The following is a 14,479-nucleotide window of genomic DNA, read 5'->3' as shown; positions in this document are numbered from 1 at the left end:
CGGTGGTGCCCGGCGAGCGTTCCTGCCCCGGGAGCAACGGCGAAAGCCGCGACCACTGCGCGTCCGTCAACATACTGCGGTCCTTATTCATGCTCAAAGATCGTCCCTAACTGTAAACACTCCCTAGGTAAAGGTGAGATTGGGAGCCGCTAAAACGCTTCTCCCACGGTGAGGTAAAAGCCGCTCGACTGCTGCCCCAGGCCGTAGTCGAGCCGCACGTTGAGGTGGTCGCGGCGGTTGGCCGTGAAACGCAGGCCCGCCCCGTAGGCTCCTTTCGGCTCGCCCAGGCGCAGCAGGGTTTGGCCATCGCCCAGGGTACCCACGCCGCCGAAAACAACCGCACCCAGGCGCTTGTACACATCCAGGCGCAGCTCGGCCTGGGCCAGAACGGCGTTCTGGTCGCGGTAGCGGCCCTCGTAGTAGCCGCGCAGCCGCCGCGAGCCGCCCAGCAGCGACAGGGCATTGAAGGGCGCGGTGCCCACGATGAAGCTGCCATAGACGTTGCCGGCCAGCACGGCGTGCGGCCCCAGCGCGCGAAAGCTCGATACGTCGGCTACGTAGCGGTCAAAGCGGGTGGTTTCGCCCCCTGGGCCCGCGCCCACGGCCCGGTTGCGAATAAAGACACTCAGGTCGGCCACCATGCCTTTCTTAGGAAAGAAAACGTTGTCGCGCGAGTCATAGAACACCCCGAGTCCGCCGCCCGTCAGGCGGCTGCCCTGGCCGCCGGGCACGGTGCCGCTGGCCAGCAGGCCGCCCGCCTCGGTGCTGCTCACGCGGTAGTCCTCGTACTGGTAGCGCAGGCCCGCGTAGAGCTTGCTCGCCCCCACGCGCCGGAAGGCATTGAGCCGCACCCTGGGGAAATTGACGCCGTACAGCTCGCGGGGCACGTCGCGCCGGCCCATGCCGTAGAAGTAGTAGTTGTAGCGGTAGTAGCCGGCCTCGCCGTAGGCGTAGTAGCGGTTGTGGTCGTAAAAAAGCTGGAAGGGCGCGTACAGCAGCAGCTGCCGGTTTTGGGTGTAGGCCAGAGCCAGGGTAACCTGCGAGGGACGGGCGGCGGCAAAGCCGTCGTCGCGCCGGAAGTGCACGGTAGCCGTGGCCGCTACGCCGTAGGCCAGCCGGGTTTCGGGCGTGTAGTACACCAGGGGTACCGGAATGAGCGCCAGGCGCTTGGGATGCACCGTATCGGCGGGGGCCAGCCCGGCCAGGGCCAACAGTACGGTGGTGAATAGCACGGCAGCGAGGGGAAGTTTGCAGGGTTTACGAAATTGCAGTGGCCGGCAGATTGCTACCGGCAATCTTTACGGCCGGCCTTTCCCGTACGTAGCCCCCAATGAACAAACTCATGAAAATTTCGACCCTGGCCGCCGTGGTGCTGGCGGCCGGCACGCTCACAGCCGCAGCCGTGGTGGTGCCGGGCCTCAATCCCGTGCCAACGCCCAGCTACGCCGTGCCCGCCGCCAGCGCCGTAGTCGACCACGGTGCCTACGACAAGCTACTCAAAAAGTACGTCAGTGCCCAGGGCTTGGTCGATTACAAGGGCTTTAAGGCTGATGAGGTGGCTTTCAACCGCTACCTGGCGCTGCTGAGCAAAAATCCGCCCGCTGCCAACTGGAGTAAGGCCGACCAGATGGTCTACTGGATAAACGCGTATAACGCCTACACTATCCGCCTCATCCTCGACCACTACCCGGTGCAGAGCATCAAGGACATTGGCTCGAAAATCAAGATTCCGTTCGTGACTACGCCATGGGCGGCCAAGTTTTTCAGCATCGGCGGCGAGAAAATGAGCCTCGACAACATCGAGCACGGCATTTTGCGCAAGAAGTTTGATGACCCGCGCATTCACTTCGCGCTGGTGTGTGCGTCCATTTCGTGCCCGCGCCTGCGCAACGAGGCCTATACCGCCGCCCAGCTCGAAAAGCAGCTGGACGACCAGGGACGCGACTTCCTGAATAACCCGGCCAAGAATAAGATTGGCAAGTCGGCCGCCCAGCTCTCGAAGTATTTCGACTGGTACAAAGGCGATTGGGAGAAGAACGGCCAGTCGGTGGTGAAATGGGTGAACCGCTACTCCACCACCAAAATGGACGACAATACCAAGATTAGCTACCTTGATTACAACTGGAACCTGAACAAGCAGTAAGTCGCCCGTAGCTTCACGCATTCCTCTCTCCATTTCCTTTTATGAGTTACCTCGAAACCACCGCCGACGTGTACCGCCAGGCGGCCCAGGAGCCCCAGGTGGGCCTGTGCTGTACCACCAATCCCGTGTGGCAGCTGCCCGGCCTGAGCATTCCGCAGCGTATGCTGAGCATGAACTACGGCTGTGGCAGCACCGTGAACCCGCGCGACCTTACCAACTCGCCCACCGTGCTTTACGTGGGCGTGGGCGGTGGCATGGAGCTGCTGCAATTCGCTTATTTCAGCCGCCGGCCGGGGGCCGTGATTGGGGTAGATGTGGTGAGCGAAATGCTCGACGCCTCGCGTGCCAACATGCAAACGGCCGAAGAGCAGAACGACTGGTTTAAGAGCGAGTTTATCGACCTGCGCGCCGGCGACGCCCTGCACCTGCCCGTGGCTGACGAGAGTGTGGACGTGGCCGCCCAAAACTGCCTGTTCAATATTTTCAAGCTCGATGACCTCAAGCGGGCCCTGCAGGAAACCTACCGCGTACTCAAGCCCCACGGCCGCCTCGTGATGTCGGACCCCACCTGCGAGCAGCCCATGAGCGACGAGCTGCGCGCCGATGAGCGCCTGCGCGCCCTCTGCCTCACCGGCTCGCTGCCCCTGCAACAGTATCTGGACATGATTGCCGAGGTCGGTTTTGGCACCATTGAGGTGCGGGCCAAGCGTGCCTACCGCGTGCTCTCGCCCCAGCACTACGCCACCGACGAGGTTATCTTTATCGAGAGCGTGGAGGTGTGCGCCATCAAGGACCCTATGCCGGCCGATGGGCCGTGCATTTTCACGGGCCGCACCGCCATTTACTACGGCGGTGAAGAATACTTCGACGACCACAAAGGCCACGTGCTCATGCAGAATCAGCCCTTGGCCGTGTGCGATAAAACCGCCGGCAACCTGGCCGCGCTGGACCGCGACGATATTTTCATCTCGCCCTCCACCTACCACTACGACGGCGGTGGCTGCTGCTAGGCAGCTGGCTTGGCTGTTGAAAAAGAACGTCATGCTTCGGCAAGCGGACGCCAGATCAGCATGACGTTCTGCTTTAGCTCTTTAACCGAAAATATGCCATGTTCCTGCCCACTCTGCTTTTCCTCAGTGCGCTACCCCTGGCCGTGGCGGCGCAAGCTGCTAAGCCGGCGGGGGCCGAGGTGCGGCGCTACGGCATTGAGGTGGCGGGCATCCGGGTGGGCACGATGACGGCCACGCGGCAGGCGGCCAGCGGCCCCGACGTGACCTACTCGCTGGTGAGCGACGTGAAAGTGAACTTCCTGCTCTACCACCTCAAGATTTACTACCAAGTAACCAACCACTTCCGCAACGGTCAGCTGCTGCGCTCGACGGTGGAGGCGCACACCAACCAGGGCGATTTTTCTTCTAAAACGGAGTGGAAGGGCGACCACTACGACATCGTGGCCGACCAGTACAAGCACCACTACAAAGCCACCGAAACTAGCCCCATCCGCTACGCCGTCACCACTATGTTCTTCGGTGAGCCGCCGGCCGGGCAGGCACGGGCCTTTGCCGAGTATTTCGGCGACTATTTTGCCCTGAGCCAGGGCAAAGTGGGCAGCTGGCGCGCCGTACGCGACGGCCGCGAGGACGAGTATCAGTACACCAACGGGCAGTTGGTCACGATTATCAAGAAGAACCCACTTAAGAACTTTATCATCCGGCTGGAGAAGTAGGCCGTTGAGCTTCACTTTTTACCCGGCAACCTGCTTCCCGAACACGCGGCCGCCAAGCAAGATGCCGACGGCAGCATTACCCGTCTAGACCATGTCGGCAGTGCCCAACAAGGGAGATGCTCCAGCAGATGAAAGAGCATGGTTGCGCAGCCCGCAACGGCGGCGTACCACCCCAACACCTCGGGGTCTTGGAATACTTCGGCCCGGCCGGCACCAGAATCAACCACGTCATGACGAATAAGGGATTTACAGCCGCTTTCATTAAGCGCGTATCCTTGAGCACCGTGGCCTGGTCATCGAAGCGCCCGAGCGAGTCCACGCCTGACCAGTGGCTGGTGCTGCGCTTGCGGTGGGTCAGGCCAGGTCCAGGGCCCCGGCCGTGAAGGCTTCGGCGTATTTGCACCGTTTGTCGGGCGACGCCCCGCTGGGTTTTGCTGCCATAAACAGAAGAAATATCCTTCCCTCTTCTGTCCGTTAATTCTGGCCCCGCTCAGGCCAGGAGTTGCCCCGGTTTCCTTTTCAGGCCCTGCCAACGCGGTGGGCCACCTGCTGCTCGTCTGATTGGAAAAAACAGACAAAGAACATGGCCGCAAAATAGGCACAGATTCGGAAGCGGCTATACGGTAAAAAAAGAACCTTCCGGGGCCGCTGTGATGCTACTGGGCAGAAGGCGTACTTTGCGCTCTGAGGATATGTCCTTCTACAGTAACTGTTGGTAATGATTCGGATTTCAAGGCCGTTTTGCTCAGGTTGTCAGATGTGCGGTGGTCAGCTGCCGGAAAATCATGGTTTGGCGGCACCTGAAAGCCGCACGAGTGCTACAGTGGCTACCGGGTCAGGGCGTTTTATTGGGTAGTAACGGCATGCCAAAGTTGGTTAATACCCTGACCATAGGGGCCTATTATCGTTCGGGGCGGTTGTCTCAGCACCTGTTGTGGCTGGCCTGCGGGGCGGGCGTAGCGGGGCTGCTGGCCTCCCGCGCCCTGATTGCTTTGAGCCCGGTAGTGGGCGTACTGGCCGTGCTGGCCAACCCGCAGCTGCGCCAGACGGCCGTCAGCTGCTGGCGCAACGGGGCCCTGCTGCGAGCGGCGGCGCTGGTGGCTTTCCTGCTGCTGAGCGGGATCTATACCAGCGAGTGGGCCGTGTGGCGACACGAGTTGTTCCGGAGCCTGACGTGGCTGGGCGTGCCGCTGGCTTTCACGCTGGCCGTTCCGCTGAGCGGGCGGCAGCGGCGGGCAGTAGGAGGCCTGTTCGTGCTGAGTACGGCAGCCGTGGCCCTGGCTACGCTGGCGAAGTATCTGCTGGACCCCATCAGTGCCGATGCCGCCATCAACGTGGGCCATAATGTGCAGGCTATTACCGGGGTGTTTCATATTGCCTTTGGGACGATGCTGGCGCAGGCGTTTTTCTGGGGCCTGCTGCTGCGGCGCCAACAACAGGTGGGGCCCCTGGGGCGGGCGGTGTTGCTGGCGGCGGCGGCGGTTATCGTGCTGACGCTGCATGTGCTGGCCTACCGCACGGGGTTGCTGGTGCTGTACGCCGGGCTACTGGCCTACGCCATCCGGCTGCTGCTCAAGAAGCACGTTGTATTTGGGCTGGGGCTGCTGGCGCTGCTGGCGCTGGGGCCGTGGGTGGCCTTTCAGACTCTCCACTCCGTGCAGCGGCGGGTAGAGTCCACTTCCTGGGACATCAAGCAGTACGTGCAGGGAAACGACATCAACGACTATTCCCTGGCCCGGCGACTGGCAGCCGTAGAAACGGCCGCCAGCATCATCCGGCGTAACTGGCTGGTAGGCGTAGGCCCGGCCGATGCCTACGCGGCCATGCTGGACGAATACCGCTGGAAAAACTTCGGGCTGCGGCCGGCCAATTGGGTAAACGTGCATAATCAGTACCTGAGTGCGCTGATCGGGGGTGGGGTGGTTGGGTTGGCCATCTGGCTGAGCATCCTGTTCTGGCCCCTGCGCCACCGCGGCACCCGGCGCAACCCCTACATCGTTTTCTTCATCCTGACCCAGGCCACCGTGATGATGGTAGCCGATATGCTGAGCCTGCAGATCGGGTTGAACCTGTTCGTGTTTGGCTACGGCTTCCTGGTGGTAGCCGACGAAACCAACCGGCTGCGGGCAAACCGGAAGTTGCCGGATTAAGCTGTTCTTGCGCAGGCCGGCTTCCCGGCGTTGCCGCCACGCTCGTATTCCGTTCCCCAATCTGCCCTGTTTTTATGCCGCACGTCACCGTTCCCCGCACCATGGCCTCACGCATCCGGTCCATTTTCAGCGGCTCGGTGGGCAACCTGGTGGAGTGGTACGACTGGTACGTGTACTCGGCCTTTGCCCTGTATTTTGCGCCGGCTTTCTTCCCCAAGGGCAACCTCACGGCGCAGCTACTCAACTCGGCGGCCATTTTCGCGGTGGGCTTTCTGATGCGGCCGCTGGGGGGCTGGCTTATGGGCGTGTATGCCGACCGGGCCGGGCGTAAGGCGGCGCTGCTGGCCTCGGTGCTGTTGATGTGCGGCGGATCGTTGCTTATTGCCCTCACGCCATCTTACAGCCAGATTGGGGTAGCCGCGCCGGTGCTGCTGGTGCTGGCCCGGCTACTGCAGGGCCTGAGCGTGGGCGGCGAGTACGGTACCTCAGCCACTTACCTCAGCGAAATGGCCGACGCTAAAAACCGGGGCTTCTTCTCCAGCTTTCAGTACGTCACGCTCATTGCCGGTCAACTGCTGGCATTGCTGGTGCAATTGGGTTTGCAGCAGTTCCTCACGCCGGCCGAGCTGTATGCCTGGGGCTGGCGCGTACCGTTTGCCATTGGGGCCGCTGCCGCGCTGGTGGCCCTGTATTTGCGCCGGGCCATGGAAGAAACCGACGCTTTCAGCCGGCAGGAAACCGGGCCGCCCGCCACTGCCCGGCCCAGCCAGCTGCGGATACTGCTGCAGCATCCGCGCGAGGTGCTTACGGTAATCGGCCTCACGCTGGGCGGCACGGTGGTGTTCTATACGTTCACCACCTACGTGCAGAAATTCCTGGTAAATACCACCGGCTTCACCAAAGGCCAGGCCACCCTGGTGTCGTTCGGGGCCCTGGGCGTAGCTATCCTCTTTCAGCCGCTGATGGGCGCGCTGTCGGACCGGATTGGGCGGCGGCCGGTGCTGCTGTTTTTTGGGGTGGGAGCCACTCTGCTCACCGTGCCGCTGCTTACGGCCCTGGGCCAGGCTGGTAGTCCCGGCGCGGCCTTTGGGCTATTGTTGGTGGCGCTGGTAGTGGTAAGCGGCTATACCTCCATCAATGCCGTGGTAAAAGCCGAGCTGTTTCCTACCGAAATCAGGGCCCTGGGCGTCGGGTTGCCCTACGCCCTCACCGTGGCCATTTTTGGCGGTTCCGCCGAATACCTGGCGCTGCTGGCCAAAGACCACGGCGTGGAAACCTGGTTCTACTGGTACGTGACGGCCTGCGCGGCTGTGTCGCTGCTGGTGTACTGGCGCATGGCCGATACCCGCACCACTTCCCGCATGAGCCCGGAATAGGCCGTTGCTGATGCTGACGGTATCGGTAACGGCTACGGGAGTGCCAGCCGTGCCGGTTTGGGCCCCGCCCACCACCGCCACCGAACCTACTGCCTCCTGAGAGCAGGAACTATCATCGGTGCCGGATAAATTAGGAAGTGATGCTCAACCCCAGGAAACCGGCAACAAAAAGGCAGCTGGCAGCAGCAGAAATAGCTTTCATAAGAAGGCAGAAAAGAGGAAATACAGGAAGGTAGAGCAGGAGCCGCCTTCGGCAGGGCACCAGCTGGAGGCAAAAGGTTACCAGCCAAAAGTAACCTAACCTCTAACTTGGGGTATAATTATTGATAGGCCAACTTCCTGGTCCCGCGCCCGGGCTGCTGCCCGGCCCTTTATTTCGTTTCCGTTTCCCATGCCCCTTATCCGTACACGTCTGGTGCGTCTTTCAGTTTTTCTGCTGTTGCTGCTCTTCCTGGGGCCGTTGATAGCCTGCTCCGATCAGCAGAAACCGGCAGACAAGCCCGGCCGCCCCAGTCCGCCCGCTACCCTTACCACCAGGGTGCCCGGTGGGGCCACGCTTACCATCAGCTACAGCCGGCCTTCGGCCAAGGATCGGACGGTATTCGGGGGGCTGGTGCCCTACGGGCAGGTATGGCGCACGGGAGCCAATGAAGCCACTACGTTTACCATCAATCAGGATGTGACGGTGCAGGGCCAGCCGCTGCCCGCCGGCAAATACGCCTTGTTTACTATTCCTGCCGAAAAAGAGTGGACCATTATCTTCAACAAAACAGCCACTCAATGGGGTGCCTACGAGTACCAGGCGGCCGATGACGTGCTGCGCGTGCAAGCCCGGCCCGCAGCCAGCCCCCAGACGGTAGAGCGGTTTACCATTACCACCGGCGCCACCGGGCAGGTTACGCTGGCCTGGGAGAAGATCCGGGTGAGCTTTGTGGTAAAGTAGTCACTAAAGCTAACGGCAGTTCTCCTTCTGGAGCTTGCGGATTTCCCGCTCGGCGGCCGGGGTATCGCCCCAGTTGAGGGCCTGGCTGAAGGCTGTGCAGGCCCCGGCCGTGTCGTGCAACCACAGTTTAAGCATCCCGATAGTGCGGTAAAACTGGCCTTTGTCGCGGGGTGGTACCAGTTGCAGGCACTGCTCATTGTCGGCCACGGCGGCGGCGTAGTTACCGGCCTCCGTATTCGCCAGTGCCCGGTTGGCGTAGGCCGTAATATAGCGCGGACTGATACGGGCGGCGGCAGTGAAATCGGCAATGGCAGCCGTATAGCGCTTTTGCCCGTAGCGCACCCAGCCCCGGTTCAGGAAAGCAACGGAGTCTCGCGGGTTCAGCTGAATGGCGCGGGTGAGGTAGTCAGTAGCCCGGGCCGTGTCCTGCTGCTGCATGTACCAGAACCCGGCGCGCCCGTTGGCAAAGGCATGGTGAGCATCCAGGGCCAGAATCTGCGCGTTGGTAGCCAGGGCACCGGCGTAGTCCCGGCGCAAAGATTGTCCGTAGGCCAGACTGCTGTAGTAGCGAATCAGCGCCTGGTTATTTGCATCGTGGCGCTGACCCAGCCGCCGCAGCCGCTCTGCCTCAGTAGGGTTGGTAGGCTGCTGCCAGGCACTGAAGCCGTAGTACACATCGGCCAGCGTAGAATCCAGGAGCCAGGCCTGGTTGAACCGCTTAATGGCCACCACGGGGCTGCCCTGCTGAAGGTAGCCCCATCCAAAATTAGTATAGACGTGGGCCGCCGCCTGGGCAGTGCCATGTTGCTGCAGAGCGGTGGCGATGAACTGCTGGTCGGCGGCGCGCTGTTCCGGCGTTTTCGGTTGTCCGCCAAACATGGGCACCTCATTGCTGGTCCCGCGGGCCTGTGCCAGCTGCTGGGGCGTAGGAGGGGCCTGGGCCCAGGTTAGGCTTGGTGACAGGAAGAATAAAATCCACAGGAGAAGCCCGATTCGCATAATGTAAGAGAAAGTAAAATCTGAGCTAAATAAAAACGGCAGGACCGAAGTCCCGCCGAATATAGTAAAAGGTAGAGTTGAGTTGCTTACCCGCCACCCAGCACGCTTTCTACCCAGCCTTTGCCCCAGTCTTCCAGTTCCTGCGCGGTCCAGAGGGTGGGGTAGAAGATGCGGCGTTGGAACTTGGGAGGCAGGTACTGCTTCCAGTTGGTGCCGCCGGTGGCCGCAATGGCGTCGGGGTGGCGCTCCAGGTAGCGTACCGCCGATTTGTAGTGCATCAGGGGCCAGTTCACGTTCACGTTCACATCCAGCTGCTTGAGCTGGTGCAGCAGGCGTGGGTGCTCCCGGCCTTCGGGGCCGGCGGGCAGGCGCTGCACCACGGCCCACAGGTTGCGGTGCTCGAAGGCGCGGGCGTGCTCCAGCAGGCGGCCGGCGTACTTCTTCTCAAATTCCACCAGGGTGAGGGCCTTGGCTCCGGTTTCCACCACCGTGGCCCCCGATTTCCAGTAGATGCAACCCAGCAGCTCGTCGTGGGCGGCGGCCTCGCCCAATAGGCGGCGCCGCTCCTCGGGTACGAGGTTGGTGAGGGCCGTGCTGGCCAGCTCAATCATGCGGTATTGCACGCTCTGAAAACCCGAGGCCGGCATCAGCGCCATCCGGAACTCCAGAAACTGCTGCTTATCCATACCGTCCACCATCACGTCGAACGAATCGATCAGGTTCTCGAAGTAGCGGTTGATGCGGCCCACGCGCAGCACTACTTCCTTCAAGGTCGGCTCCGGCAGGTCGCCCAGCTGCTCGTACTCGCAGAGGCAGAGCTTGAAGTACAGCTCCGTAATCTGGTGGTAGATGATGAAGATCCGCTCGTCGGGAATAGTCGTGAGCGGGCGTTGCAGGCTCAGCAGCGTATCCAGCTGAATATAGTCCCAGTAGCCCAGGTAGCGGGTGTGGTAGAGGCCTTCGAGGTAGGCGGCCAGGTCCTGGTCGTCGGCGGCGTAGCGTTGCTGCAGGCGGCGCAGCTGCTCCAGCACGGCCGGCGTCAGCTCAGGTTGCGGGGCGGTCATAGGCGAGGTGGAAAGGGTGGTGGCTGCAAAGATGGGGGTTTAATGTGGGAAGGGAATGCGGATTGAATGCGCGGAATGGGGATGAATGGGCGGGAATGAGTGGAACGTGTTCTTGCGAGCGGAGCGAAGCAATGACACGTTTCCCACGGCATTCGGTACATTCCAAATCACATTTATCACATTCCGCTTCCATTGCGCACATGTTGAATCACATTAAAAATTACCTTTACCCCGCTTATGGCAGAGAAATCCAGCATTTTCGATATGATCGGGCCGGTGATGATCGGGCCCAGCTCCTCGCACACGGCCGGGGTGGTGCGCATTGCGCGGGCCGCTATCCGCATTCTGGGCAGCCAGCCCACGCACGCCGTCATCACGTTCTACAACTCCTTCGCCCGCACCTACGAGGGCCACGGCTCCGACCGCGCCATTGTGGCGGGCCTGCTGGGTATGCCCACCGACGACGTGCGCATCCGTGAGGCCTTCGACCACGCCAAGGAAGCCGGGTTGCAGTACACGTTTCAGGGCGTGGGCAATGCCTCCACCATGCACCCCAACACCATTAAGCTGCAGCTGCGCAACGAGCGTACGGGGCAGGCCGTGGAGGTTATTGGCCAGAGCCGGGGTGGGGGAGTTATCCGGATTGTGGAGGTGGATGGGTTTCCGTCGGATTTCTCCGCTTCTTTGCATACGCTCATCCTCGATGCCGACGACGTGCCCGGCTCCATCGCCTTCATTGCCAGCGTTATTGCCCACGATGAATGCAATATTGCCACCATGTTCGTGAGCCGGAAGGGCAAAAACGATGCGGCCCGGCAGTTCATTGAAGTCGATTCGAGCCTGCGCGATATTACCCTGGAGTACCTGCGCCAGTTGCGCTGGGTGCACCGCGTTACCTATATTCCCACCATCGACTAACGGCGGATGGCGGCCGGTTAACGGCGGTTTTCCAGCGGTTGGTTGATTTCTGTCCGGGCGGGTAACGCGGCCGGATACCTTTGGTGGCACCGGCCACCGGTCGGCCTGTCTTCCTTTCCTAATCAGCCCTCTACTTATTCACCATGAAGCGTTTTTACTGGCTGCTGCTAAGTTCGGGGCTGCTGGCGGTGCGGCCGGCCCAGGCCCAGACGCCCTCCTCCACGCCGGGGCAGCCCCCCGCCGGCTCGCTGCCGGCCGCCGCGCCCACCGGCCCCTGGACGCTCCAGCGCGCCGTGGATTATGCCCTGCAAAACAACCTGACGGTGCGCCAGCAACAGCTTACCGCTGAGCTGCAGAACGCTACGCTGCGCCAGAGCCGGGCTGCCCTGCTGCCCTCCGCCAACCTCTCGGGCACCCAGGCCTGGAACTACGGCACCGGCATCGACCCGCTCACCAACGACTTCGTGAGTCAGACTATCCGGTCCAACAACTTCTCGGCCAACTCGCAGGTGACGCTGTTTTCGGGCTTCCAGCTGCGCAATACCGTCAAGCGTAACGCGCTGGATTCCGAAGCCAGCGTGCTCGATATTGAGAAGGCCCGCAACGATTTGTCGCTGAACGTGGCTTCGGCGTTTCTGCAGCTGGTGCTGGCCGAGGAGCTGGTGCGCGCCAATGAGGTGCGCGTGAGTAGCACCCAGAGCCAGGTTGAGCGCACCCAGAAGCTGCTGAAGGCTGGCTCAGTAGCGGAAAGCAACCTGCTCGACAGCCAGGCCCAGTTGGCCTCCGACGAAGTAAACGTGGTAACGGCCCAGAACCAGCGTGATCTGGCCCGCCTCTCGCTCGTGCAGCTGCTGAACCTGCCCTCGCCCGCCGGTTTCGAGATTGAGGTACCCCCGCTGCCCGACCCCGACGACGAGCCTTTGCTGGCGGCCGACCCCGACGGCACTTACCAGACGGCCCAGAGCCTGCTGCCCGAAATCAAGGCCGCCGACCTGCGTGTGCGCTCCGCCCAGCGCAGCCTCGATATTGCCCGGGGCGGCTACTACCCGCGTCTGGCCTTCGGGGCGGGCGTGTTCACGGGTTTTTCCTCGTCGCGGCTGGCACGGGTGTTCAACGGCGACTCCACCGACGCGGTGCAGGTGCCCGTGTTCCAGACGATAGGCGGTCAGCCGGTGCCGTCGTCGTTCTTTCTGCTCCAGCCCAAGCAAGCCATTCCCGAGTTGCTGCCCTCCAGCTTCACCTCCCAGATCAAGGACAACATCGGTAAGAACATGCAGTTCTCGCTGCAAATCCCAATTCTGAACGGCCTACAGACCCGCACTTCGGTGCAGCGGGCCCAGATCAATATTCAGCAGCAGGAGCTGCGGGCCGAGCAAACCCGCCTGACGCTGCGTCAGACCATCCAGCAGAGCTACGCCGATGCCATTGCCGCCCAGCGCCGCTACCTTTCGTCGCGCCGCCAGGTGCAGGCCCTGACGACGGCCTACCGCAACGCCGAAATCCGCTTCAACAACGGCCTGCTCAACGGCACCGAGTTCAACATTGCCAAAAACAACCTCACGGCCGCCGAATCGACGATGATTCAGGCCAAGTACGAGTTTATCTTCCGCCGCAAAGTGCTCGACTTCTACCAGGGCCGGCCAATTAGTTTGTAGTGGTGGCCCGGCGTTCCGAAGCCACATCCTGACAGCCCTGACCTCAAGCTCCCAAGATTCCGCATATGAAAAACAACCGTACCCTGTTCATCCTGCTGGCCGTGCTGCTGGTCCTGATTGTGGGCTTTGTGGTGGCCAAAAAGCAAGGCCTGGTGGGGGCTCCGGCCGGCACTGAGGTGCTGGCCGCCCGCGCCGCGCCGGCTACCATCGTGGAGAAAGTAAGCGCCTCCGGCAAGGTGCAGCCCGAAACGGAAGTGAAGATTTCGCCCGACGTATCCGGCGAAATTACCGAGCTATACGTGCAGGAAGGCGACTCCGTGAAGAAGGGCCAGTTGCTGCTGCGCATCCGCCCCGATAACTACCAGGCCGTGGTGAGCCAGCAAAGCGCCGTGGTGGGCACCCAGCAGGCCAACGTGGCCCAGAGCCAGGCCCGCCTCCAGCAGCTCATTGCCACCGCCCGCCAGACTGAGCTGACCTACCGCCGTAACGCCTCCCTGTTTAAGCAGAAGGTGATTTCGCAGTCGGATTACGAGGCCAGCAAGGCTGCCTACGATGCCTCGCAGGAGGAAATCAACTCGGCCCGCCAGAACATCCGCGCCACCCAGAGCAGCGTCCGCTCGGCCCAGGCCGGGTTGGAGGAAGCCCGCCGCAACCTCGATAAAACCACCATTTACGCGCCCGTAAGCGGTACCGTCAGCAAGCTCAACGTGAAAAAAGGTGAGCGGGTAGTGGGTACCTCCCAGATGGCCGGTACCGAAATCATGCGCATTGCCAACCTCAACAACATGGAGGTGCGGGTGAGCGTGAACGAAAACGACATCATCAACGTGGACCTGGGCGACTCAGTGGACGTGGAAGTAGACAGCTACGCCAGCCAGGACCAGAAATTCCGGGGCCTAGTGACCAGCATTGCCAACACCGCCAAAGATGCCCTCACGGCCGAAGCCGTAACGGAGTTTGAGGTGAAAATCCGGCTGCTGCCCGAGTCGTACCGCACGCTCACGCGCACGGTGCAGGGCCGCACCATCGTGCCCTTCCGCCCGGGCATGACGGCCTCCGTAGACATCATCACCAACCGCAAAGCCAACGTGCTGAGCGTGCCCCTGGCCGCCGTAACCACCCGCTCCGACAGCGCCCAGACGGCGGATAAGAAAGGTGCGACGCCTGCCGTGCGCGTAAGCCGGGGTAGCAATGCCCAAGCTGATAAAACCGACCAGCCCGCTCCCAAAGGCGACGCGCAGGAAGTGGTATTCCTGATCCGGAACGGTAAAGCGGTAATGACGCCGGTGAAAACCGGTATCAGTGACTTCCAGAACATGGAAATCCTGAGCGGCATCCAGTCCGGCGACCAGGTGGTGAGCGGGCCGTTCCGGGCCGTGTCCAAAACCCTGAAAGACGGGGCCATGGTAGTGATAAAGGATGCCAAGAGCCTCAACAAAGCGGCCCTGAAGGAAGACGCGCCCGAGGAAGAGGAAAAATAATGCTCAGAAGTTAGCCGCTACAAC

At 61.8% G+C, this 14,479-nt stretch carries 12 protein-coding genes; 9 read left to right on the top strand and 3 right to left on the bottom strand.

The genetic code is table 11. The features are described from left to right. Positions 1-149 precede the first annotated feature (149 nt). Positions 150-1,232, bottom strand: a complete 1,083-nt coding sequence (locus EI293_RS20480; RefSeq protein ID WP_125440414.1) for a BamA/TamA family outer membrane protein — start codon at positions 1,230-1,232, stop codon at positions 150-152. A gap of 110 nt (positions 1,233-1,342) precedes the next feature. Between EI293_RS20480 and EI293_RS20475 the strand changes: the two genes are divergently transcribed. The 6 genes from EI293_RS20475 (at position 1,343) to EI293_RS20450 (ending at position 8,338) form a co-directional block, all read left to right on the top strand. Continuing rightward, on the top strand, positions 1,343-2,143 hold the full coding sequence (locus EI293_RS20475) for a DUF547 domain-containing protein (RefSeq protein WP_125440413.1): 801 nt from the start codon (positions 1,343-1,345) through the stop codon (positions 2,141-2,143). A gap of 41 nt (positions 2,144-2,184) precedes the next feature. After that, positions 2,185-3,153 (top strand): arsenosugar biosynthesis arsenite methyltransferase ArsM, encoded by a 969-nt coding sequence (arsM, locus tag EI293_RS20470; RefSeq protein ID WP_125440412.1) that lies wholly within the window; start codon positions 2,185-2,187, stop codon positions 3,151-3,153. 98 nt (positions 3,154-3,251) lie between these two features. Next, a complete protein-coding gene (locus EI293_RS20465) occupies positions 3,252-3,869 on the top strand; it encodes a DUF6134 family protein (protein ID WP_246010754.1) in 618 nt (205 codons plus the stop codon). 863 nt (positions 3,870-4,732) lie between these two features. Continuing rightward, positions 4,733-6,019 (top strand): O-antigen ligase family protein, encoded by a 1,287-nt coding sequence (locus EI293_RS20460; protein WP_170170465.1) that lies wholly within the window; start codon positions 4,733-4,735, stop codon positions 6,017-6,019. A gap of 74 nt (positions 6,020-6,093) precedes the next feature. Next, on the top strand, positions 6,094-7,395 hold the full coding sequence (locus EI293_RS20455; RefSeq protein WP_125440410.1) for an MFS transporter: 1,302 nt from the start codon (positions 6,094-6,096) through the stop codon (positions 7,393-7,395). A gap of 391 nt (positions 7,396-7,786) precedes the next feature. Then, positions 7,787-8,338 carry a DUF2911 domain-containing protein gene (locus EI293_RS20450; protein WP_125440409.1) on the top strand — a complete coding sequence of 184 codons (552 nt, stop codon included), beginning with the start codon at positions 7,787-7,789 and terminating at the stop codon, positions 8,336-8,338. 9 nt (positions 8,339-8,347) lie between these two features. On the opposite strand, the gene EI293_RS20445 is transcribed toward EI293_RS20450, so the two are convergent. Then, positions 8,348-9,337, bottom strand: coding sequence for a tetratricopeptide repeat protein (locus EI293_RS20445; protein ID WP_125440408.1), 990 nt, complete (start codon positions 9,335-9,337; stop codon positions 8,348-8,350). A gap of 86 nt (positions 9,338-9,423) precedes the next feature. Then, complete coding sequence (locus EI293_RS20440) at positions 9,424-10,401, bottom strand: tryptophan 2,3-dioxygenase family protein (protein ID WP_125440407.1); 978 nt, start codon at positions 10,399-10,401, stop codon at positions 9,424-9,426. Positions 10,402-10,638: 237 nt separating this feature from the next. Between EI293_RS20440 and sdaAB the strand changes: the two genes are divergently transcribed. The 3 genes from sdaAB to EI293_RS20425 all read left to right on the top strand — a co-directional run bounded on the left by sdaAB (position 10,639) and on the right by EI293_RS20425 (position 14,455). Next, entirely contained in the window at positions 10,639-11,319 is a 681-nt protein-coding gene (sdaAB, locus tag EI293_RS20435) for an L-serine ammonia-lyase, iron-sulfur-dependent subunit beta (RefSeq protein ID WP_125440406.1), read from the top strand. Between the two features lie 143 nt (positions 11,320-11,462). Continuing rightward, positions 11,463-12,974 carry a TolC family protein gene (locus tag EI293_RS20430; RefSeq protein WP_125440405.1) on the top strand — a complete coding sequence of 504 codons (1,512 nt, stop codon included), beginning with the start codon at positions 11,463-11,465 and terminating at the stop codon, positions 12,972-12,974. Between the two features lie 65 nt (positions 12,975-13,039). Beyond that, positions 13,040-14,455, top strand: a complete 1,416-nt coding sequence (locus EI293_RS20425) for an efflux RND transporter periplasmic adaptor subunit (protein ID WP_125440404.1) — start codon at positions 13,040-13,042, stop codon at positions 14,453-14,455. Positions 14,456-14,479: the final 24 nt, after the last annotated feature.

Origin of the sequence: Hymenobacter perfusus, assembly GCF_003944765.1 — a bacterium.
Taxonomy (GTDB): Bacteria; Bacteroidota; Bacteroidia; order Cytophagales; family Hymenobacteraceae; genus Hymenobacter; species Hymenobacter perfusus.
The sequence above is the reverse complement of the archived record's forward strand: the minus strand, read 5'-3'. Positions and strand labels throughout refer to the sequence as shown.